Origin of the sequence: Flavonifractor sp. (assembly GCF_019422385.1) — a bacterium.
GTDB classification, from domain to species: Bacteria; Bacillota; Clostridia; order Oscillospirales; family Oscillospiraceae; genus Flavonifractor; species Flavonifractor avistercoris.
Map to the genome: position 1 here is coordinate 1 of NZ_JAHZDL010000109.1, position 7,205 is coordinate 7,205.

7 protein-coding genes and 1 pseudogene are annotated in these 7,205 nt (G+C 65.6%); 7 read left to right on the forward strand and 1 reads right to left on the reverse strand.

Going from position 1 to position 7,205, the window contains the following annotated elements; translation table 11 throughout:
* From QZ378_RS11575 to QZ378_RS11600, 6 genes are all read left to right on the forward strand, one after another.
* On the forward strand, positions 1-345 hold a 345-nt coding region (locus tag QZ378_RS11575), incomplete at its 5' end, for a His/Gly/Thr/Pro-type tRNA ligase C-terminal domain-containing protein (protein WP_291258376.1).
* A 178-nt stretch (positions 346-523) separates the two neighbouring features.
* Positions 524-829 carry an autorepressor SdpR family transcription factor gene (locus tag QZ378_RS11580; protein WP_087240872.1) on the forward strand — a complete coding sequence of 102 codons (306 nt, stop codon included), beginning with the start codon at positions 524-526 and terminating at the stop codon, positions 827-829.
* Positions 830-910: 81 nt separating this feature from the next.
* Positions 911-1,462 (forward strand): SdpI family protein, encoded by a 552-nt coding sequence (locus QZ378_RS11585; RefSeq protein ID WP_291258377.1) that lies wholly within the window; start codon positions 911-913, stop codon positions 1,460-1,462.
* A 264-nt stretch (positions 1,463-1,726) separates the two neighbouring features.
* Positions 1,727-3,577: a glycerophosphodiester phosphodiesterase family protein gene (locus QZ378_RS11590; RefSeq protein ID WP_291258378.1), complete on the forward strand. Its 1,851-nt coding sequence runs from the start codon at positions 1,727-1,729 to the stop codon at positions 3,575-3,577.
* Between the two features lie 84 nt (positions 3,578-3,661).
* Positions 3,662-4,636, forward strand: coding sequence for a lysine exporter LysO family protein (locus QZ378_RS11595; RefSeq protein WP_291258379.1), 975 nt, complete (start codon positions 3,662-3,664; stop codon positions 4,634-4,636).
* A gap of 10 nt (positions 4,637-4,646) precedes the next feature.
* A complete protein-coding gene (locus QZ378_RS11600) occupies positions 4,647-5,132 on the forward strand; it encodes a hypothetical protein (protein ID WP_291258380.1) in 486 nt (161 codons plus the stop codon).
* A gap of 139 nt (positions 5,133-5,271) precedes the next feature.
* Here the strand turns inward: QZ378_RS11600 and QZ378_RS11605 are convergent, their stop codons facing one another.
* Entirely contained in the window at positions 5,272-6,669 is a 1,398-nt protein-coding gene (locus tag QZ378_RS11605) for a sigma 54-interacting transcriptional regulator (RefSeq protein WP_291258381.1), read from the reverse strand.
* A gap of 213 nt (positions 6,670-6,882) precedes the next feature.
* Here QZ378_RS11605 and QZ378_RS11610 point away from each other — a divergent pair.
* A pseudogene (locus QZ378_RS11610) lies at positions 6,883-7,205 on the forward strand (phloretin hydrolase); the annotation flags it as partial.

Sequence of the window (7,205 nt, forward strand, 5' to 3'; positions counted from 1 at the left end):
ATCACCGAGCACTTCGCCGGCGCCTTCCCCGCCTGGCTGGCCCCCGTGCAGGTGAAGGTGCTCCCCGTCACCGACCGGGCGGCGGAGTATGCCGACTCCGTGGCCGCCCAGCTGGACGCGCAGGGCTTCCGGGTGGAGGTGGATCACCGCAGCGAGAAGATCGGCAAGAAGATCCGCGAGGCCACCCTGGAGAAGATCCCCTACATGCTGGTGGTGGGCGACCGGGACATGGAAAATTCCACCGTCTCCCCCCGCCGCCGCTCCGGCGAGGATCTGGGGGCCATGTCCCTGGACGGCTTCGCCGCCATGCTGAAGGAAGAAGTGGACACCAAGGCCATCCGGTAATCCATTGTTGCAGAGCCTGGGCCGCCCTGTTGGGCGGCCCAGGCTTTTCTGCATTTCATGGGGGAAAGCCGGCTCAGGCATACATTTCGACAAACTTCTAAATATCTGATTGACAGGCTCCCGGCCGTATGCTATCCTTTATTTAGATAAATATCTAAATGAAAGGAGGGCGGCCGCTGTGGGCTTTCAGGAGACCTTCAAGGCCCTCAGCGACCCCACCCGCCGGGAGATCCTCCGGCTGCTGCGGGACCGGGCCAAGACCGCCGGGGAGATCGGCTCCCATTTCGATATGACCGGGGCCACCATCTCCCACCACCTGTCTGTACTGCGGGAGGCGGGGCTCATCTCCGACCGGCGGCAGGGGAAATATATCTATTACGAACTCAACCTGTCCGTGCTGGATGAGCTCACCGGCTGGATCGCCAGCCTGCGGGGAGGCCCACCTGGCGGCGGGGACCCAGGCGGTCCGCCTGGCATGACGTGAAAGGAGGCTGCGCCTACGAAACGGAGAAAGTATCCACTCCCGCTGTGGCTCCTGGCCCTGTGGCCCCTGGTGCTGGTGGCGATGTACTATCACCTTTCCCTCCGCTGGGGCAGCGGGGAAACGGGCGTCAATGCCTGGCTGTGGCTCCTGGCGGTCCCGGGGCCGATGCTGGCCCTGCTGCCCCGGCTTGGCCGGGGCAGGCTCCGCAGCCGCCTTGAGACCGCCGCCCTGGTTCTCCTGCTCCTCCTGGACGTGTGCACTACTGCCCTGACCGCGGGCCTGTTCCGGCCCGACGAGATCGCCTGGGCCCGGATGGGCATTGCCCTGATCGGCCTGCTGTACCTGTCCCTAGGCTGCGAGGAGGGCAAGTGGAAGCCCAACGAGTACATGGGCATCCGAACCCGCTGGACCCTGACCGACCCGGACGTGTGGAACCGCACCCATCGGCTGTCGGGCAGGCTCATGTTTGCCTCGGGCCTGCTGATCCTCCTCTCCTCCCTCCTGATGGGGGCGATCGTCATCATCTTCCTGTTGTTCCTCTGTTCCGTCCTCTGCATTGCGGTGCCTGCGGTCATGAGCCGGGTGTGGTACAGACGCCTGCACCCACCCGGCGACTCTCCACCCGACACCTGAAAAATTTCCTCTGTCCTGGGGGGCGCCTGCGCAGGCGCCCCTATTTTTCAAAGAAAAAGGAGGGGGAAAGGGTACCGGGGGTTGCTTTTCCACCGGCCCCCCTAAACGGGAGTTCATGGCGGCGGTGCCCTGCCTCTGAAATGCCAAGACAGCCGCAGCATCCGTTTATGGGGCGCACCGAGTCGTCGTGCCCCGCGCCTCTTGCATCACCTTCCAAAAAGTGCTATGATTCGTGTTTGGATTTTGTGTTGTGAGGTGGCGCGTGTGAAGCTGAGAAACGCCGTTTGGAGCGTGCTGAAATTCGAACTGCTGTGGAAGCTGGTGACCCTGGTGGTCATCAGCCCGCTGCTGCGGGAGATCTACCAGACCTATGTGTCGTCGGTGGGAATCTCCTTCAACGCGGATGTGCTGGGCACCTTCCTGAACCTGAAGGGCGCATTGATCTTTCTGGCCCTGTTCTTCGCCGCCGGGCTGCTGGCCTTCTATGAGCTGAGCGTGGTCATCCACCTGGTGGCCCTCGCCCGCCAGGGGGAGGAGGTCGCCGTGCGCCGGGTGATGAAGCAGGCCCTGTGGGCCCTGGGTGCCATGAAGGGCTGGTCTGTGGTGCCGGGCTCCCTGTACTATCTGCTGCTCCTCCCCCTGGCCCAGACGGTGTACCTCCACTCCCTGGTGCCCGCCATCACCATTCCCTGGTTCATCCTGGGGGAGATGATCAACACCGCCGTCGGTACGGCGGGGGTCATCGCCATCTACGCCGCCTATTACGGGGCCCACTTCCTGCTGTTCTTCGTCCCCATTTTTATGGCCCTGCGGCGGGAGAGGTTCGGGCAGGCGGCCCGGAGCAGCGCGGGCTGTCTGCGGCGCATGGGCTGGAAGCGGCTGGCGGTGCTGGCGGGAGGGCTTCTCCTGTGGATGCAGGCCGACTCGGAGCTGGCCCGGTACTGGCGGCGCAACGTACTGGAGCCCGGGGACTTTGACCGGTTTTTCCTGAAATATCTGGTCTACTCCGAGGCCTTCCGCATCGATCTGCTCTACTGGCTGGTCACCACGCTGCTCCACACCGTGCTGATGGCCGCCTTCCTCTATCTGGTTCTGTCCTGGATCCTGTCCCGGGAGAACCTGACGATTCCGGCGGAGGCGCCGTGGAGCGAGGACAGCCGCACCATCCTGGCCATCTGGTCGAAGCGGTGGGCCCGCTTCAAGGCGGCTGTCCGGGCCCGCTGGGCCAAACGGCGCTGGAAGGCCGCCGCCGCCGCGGTGTGCGCCCTGCTGGCCGGCTACCTGGTCATCAACTGCTACCAGCCGCCGCTGCTCCACGCCCCCATCGTCATGGGCCACCGGGGCAGCATCTACGGCGTGGAGAACACCCTGCCGGCCGTGGAGGCCGCGGCGGACATAGGGGCCGACTACGCGGAGGTGGACATCCAGCTTACCGCCGACGGCGTGCCCGTGGCCTTCCACGACGGGAGCCTTCTGCGGCTGGCGGGGCGGATGGAGAGCGTGTCCGCCCTGACCTGGGAGGAGCTGCGCGCCCTGCCCCTCCACGACGCCTCCAGCTATCAGGACACCGGATACATCGCCTCCCTGGAGGAGCTCATCCGGTTCTGCCAGGCCGATGAGAGCGGCATGGGCCTGCTCATCGAACTCAAGCCGGAGGCCGGCCAGGGGGAGGCCCTGGCCCGGGCCATCCTGGATGTGGTGGAGGCCCATGACTTCGGGGAGCGGGCCATCTTCATGTCCCTGGACTACCCCTGCCTCACCACCATCCACGAGACCCACCCGGAGTGGTGGGTGGGCTACTGCGCCTATGCCAGCGCCGGGGATCTGGACGAGACCATCTGGCAGTACAGCATCGACTTCCTGGCGGTGGAGGAGAGCCTGGTGAGCAACCGCCTGGTGGCCCAGGCCCGGGAGCTGGGCCTGCCGGTCTATGTGTGGACGGTATACGATACGGATAAGATGGAGCAGTATCTGCAGATGGGCGTCACCGGCCTCATCAGCGACTGGCCGGATCTGGCCGCCGGGGTGGTGGAGGAATACAACGCCTCCCATGGCACTGATCAATACCTCTGGCAGGGAGAGGGCTGCCCCAGGGGGGAGCTTCCGGCCGCCTGAGAACGTCCGCAGGGGGTGGACTTTTTCACCTGCCCATGCTACAATGTGGAGGCCCCTTTATTTTTGTTAAAAGGAAGGATCACTATGGGAACTACCCTCGGCACCCTGAGCAATCTGGCTATTTACATCGGTCTTGTTGTCCTCGGCGCATTTCTGGGCTCCCGGAAGGCCCTGCGCAGCCGCCCCCTGGTGTGGGTGAGCAAGCTCCAGTTCGTGGCCCTCATGATCCTCATCGTCACCCTGGGCGTGAACCTGGGCGCCAACGACGAGGTGATCTCCTCCCTGGGGGAGATCGGCCTGTCCGCCCTGGTGATCACCGTGTTCGCCATGGGAGGCTCCCTGCTCTTTCTCTCTCTGCTGCGGCGGTTTGTCCTCAAGCTGGATCGCTACGGCCTGCCCCGGGGCAGCGAGGCGGCCCGGGAGGAGGAGAGCCACCAGGCCGGCAAGGCTGACAACTCCCTGACCCTGTGGATCGTCATCGCCGTGGTGTTGGGCATGCTGGCCGGCCGCTTCGTCCTGCCCGCCGCCGTCACCGTCCACTGCGGCACGATCATCAACTTCGGCCTCTACCTGCTGCTGTTCATGGTGGGCATGGACATGGGCAAGCAGGGCACCTTCCTCAGCGACGTAAAGACCGCCGGGTTCCAGGTGCTGCTGGTACCCGTTGCGGTCTGCCTGGGCTCCCTGGTGTGCGCGGCCATTGCGGGGCTCTTCCTCCCCCTGGGGATCAAGGACTCCATGGCCGCCGCCTCCGGCATGGGGTGGTACTCCCTGGCCCCCACCCTGCTGGCCCCCTACTCCCTGTCGGTGTCCGCCGTGGCCTTCCTGTCCAACGTGATGCGGGAGATCTTCTCCATCATCTCCATCCCCTTTGTGGCCAAGTACATCGGCTATGTGGAGTGCGCCTCCCTCCCCGGCGCGGCGGCCATGGACACGGTGCTCCCCGTGGTGGTGGGCGCCACCCATGAGCGCATCACCATCTACTCCTTCACCTCCGGCGTGGTGCTCTCCCTGGCGGTGCCCATCCTGGTGCCCGCCATCGTGGCCATCCCCTTCTGAGGCGGCACCCATGGAGATTGAACGCCGCTGGCTGGTAAACGGCTGGCCGGAGGGAACCCCCGCCCAAATCTGGCACATGGCTCAGGGCTATTTCGCCGTCTGCCCCGCCGTGCGCATCCGCCGGGAGGCCCTGGCGGGCGGGCCGGTGCAGTATGTCCTCTGCTTCAAGGGCAAGGGCGGCCTGGTGCGTGAGGAGATTGAGCTGCCGGTGTCGGAGGGAGACTACGCCCGGCTGATCACCCTGCTCTCCGGCCCCATGATCGAAAAAGAGCAGCGCCGGTATCCCCTCCCCGGCGGCCTCACGCTGGAGGTCAACTCGGTGGATCCGGCGCTGGAGACCGGCTTCTTCTACGCCGAGGTGGAGTTCCCCGACGAGGGCTCTGCCCGCTCCTGGGCCCCGCCTGGGGCGTGGGCCGCCTACCTGTCCCGCGAGACCACCGGGCAGCCCGGCGAGAGCATGGCGGCCTACTGGGCGCGCACTCGCCCCCAGCCCTAAACCGCGCCCCCCATCAAATCTGGCTGTGCGCCTGTGTGCGGGCGCTGGAAGGCCTGAAATCCGTAACAATCGTTTTTCTCAGCGCCGGTTCGCCTCTGACAAGGTGGGCCGGCGCTCTTTTGTCCGCCCAGCACTTTGCTCAGAGCAGCCGGAACCGCTCCAGCTTCTGGTAGAGAGCGGCCCGGGAGATCCCCAGCGCCCGGGCCGCCATCGAGCGGTTCCCTCCCGACCAGATCAGGGCGCGCTCCACCGCGTCCCGCTCCTGCTCCGCCAGGGTGCGGGGCGGCCCGGCGGTGCCTGCGGGGGCCTCCGGCGCCGGCCCGGCCAGGGGATCGGAAACCCCGAAGGCCTCGTTATAACTGCGCTGGCCGACGGTCAGCTCGGTCACCACCCGCTCCCCGGTGATCAGCACCCCGTCGTAGAACACCAGCCAGCGGCCCACCAGGTTTTTCAGCTGGCGCACGTTGCCCGGCCAGGCGTACCGCTGGAGATAGAGCATGGCCTGTGAGGTGAGATGGAGGCGGCCCCCCTTCTGGGCACACAGGTGGTCAATGAGCATGGGGATGTCCTCCGGCCTGGCCCGCAGCGGGGGCAGGTAGAGCTCGATGGCGGACAGGCGGTAGTAGAGATCCGCCCGGAAGGCCCGCCGCTCGCTCATGGCCAGCAGGTTCTGGTTGGTGGAGGCGATGATCCCCGCCCGCAGGGGGATGCTCTCCCGGCCGCCCACCCGCTCAAACTCCCGGGACTCCAGCACCCGCAGCAGCTTGGACTGCATGTTCAGATCCATGTCCCCGATCTCGTCCAGCAGGATATCCCCGTCCCCCGCCAGCTGGAACTTGCCCAGGCGGGTCTCGGTGGCCCCGGTGAAGGCGCCCTTCTCATGGCCGAAGAGCTCCGCCTCCATCAGCTGCTCCGGAATGGCGGTGCAGTTGATGGTGACGTAGGGGGCGGGGCGGCCCCGGTGGCGCTCGGCATGGATGCCGCCGGCGATGATCTCCTTGCCGGTGCCCGTCTCCCCCAGGATCAGCACGCTCTCCCCGCTGTTGGCCGCCTTGCGGGCCTTTTCCAGCAGATCCTTCACCGCGGGGCTCTCCCCCCGGAAATCCTCCAGGTTGTAGCCGCTATCGATGCGGGACAGCCCCCGGTAGAGCCCCTGAAAGCCCTCGTCCTGGTCGCTGATGCGGGTGGCCACCCGCTTGAGCCGGGCCAGGCTGCGCACCGTGATGGTGCCCACCACGCCGACGATCCCCTCCCCGTCGGAGACGGGGAAAAGGCTGGACAGGCACTGCCGGCCGTGGAGCTCCAGCAGCAGATCCAACTGGGGCCGGCCGGAGCGGAGCACCGCCTCAAAGGGGGAGACCTGGTCGATGACGGAGACGTGCTGCCCGATCAGCTCCTTCTGATCCGACGCGGTGATATAGAGGATCCGGCAGTCCCGATCCAGCAGGATGCCGTTGTCAAAGAGGCTGTCCAGCATCCGATCCAGGGCGCCGCCCCGGGTGCGCAGCTCCGTCTCGGAGAGATAGAGGGTATTCACCATACCACCACCTGTACAGATTTCTTACATTTATCCTAGCATATGTACAAAAAAAAGACAATTCATTTTCGCAAAACCGGAGGCAGGAGACGGGTTGCAATCAAAATTCTGCTTACGGCCCCAGGGAATCCGGGCATCGGCGGAAAAGTTGGCCCTCCTTTTGCATAACAGAGAGGCAGAAGTCTTCCACAACAGCAAAGGAGTGTATCAGTCATGAGTCAGCGTCCTGTATTGACCCCGGAAGAGCGCGCCCTGCCCTACGCCAAGTTCTACGACCTGCCCATCACCCCCATCCCGGCGGAGAAGATCGCCGTGCTGGAGGGGGGGCCCATTGACCCCACCCTGGCCCTGAAGATTGAGGATCGCAATGAGCTGTTCCGGCCCGGCTACCTGCCCTGCGAGGTCGGCTGGTGCGTCATGCCCAACGGCACCGGCTACCTGGCCAACAAGACCGAGATGCCCGGCGTCACCCCCGAGATGTTCGAGTGGTGGTTCGCCTGGCACAGCCTGGAGGATCTCCGCTACCGCATCTGGGA

Coding starts and splice junctions, on each gene's coding strand:
- QZ378_RS11585 (WP_291258377.1), top strand. CDS start 911: ATGTACTATCACCTTTCCCTCCGCTGGGGCAGCGGGGAAACGGGCGTC.
- QZ378_RS11595 (WP_291258379.1), top strand. CDS start 3,662: ATGGGAACTACCCTCGGCACCCTGAGCAATCTGGCTATTTACATCGGT.
- QZ378_RS11600 (WP_291258380.1), top strand. CDS start 4,647: ATGGAGATTGAACGCCGCTGGCTGGTAAACGGCTGGCCGGAGGGAACC.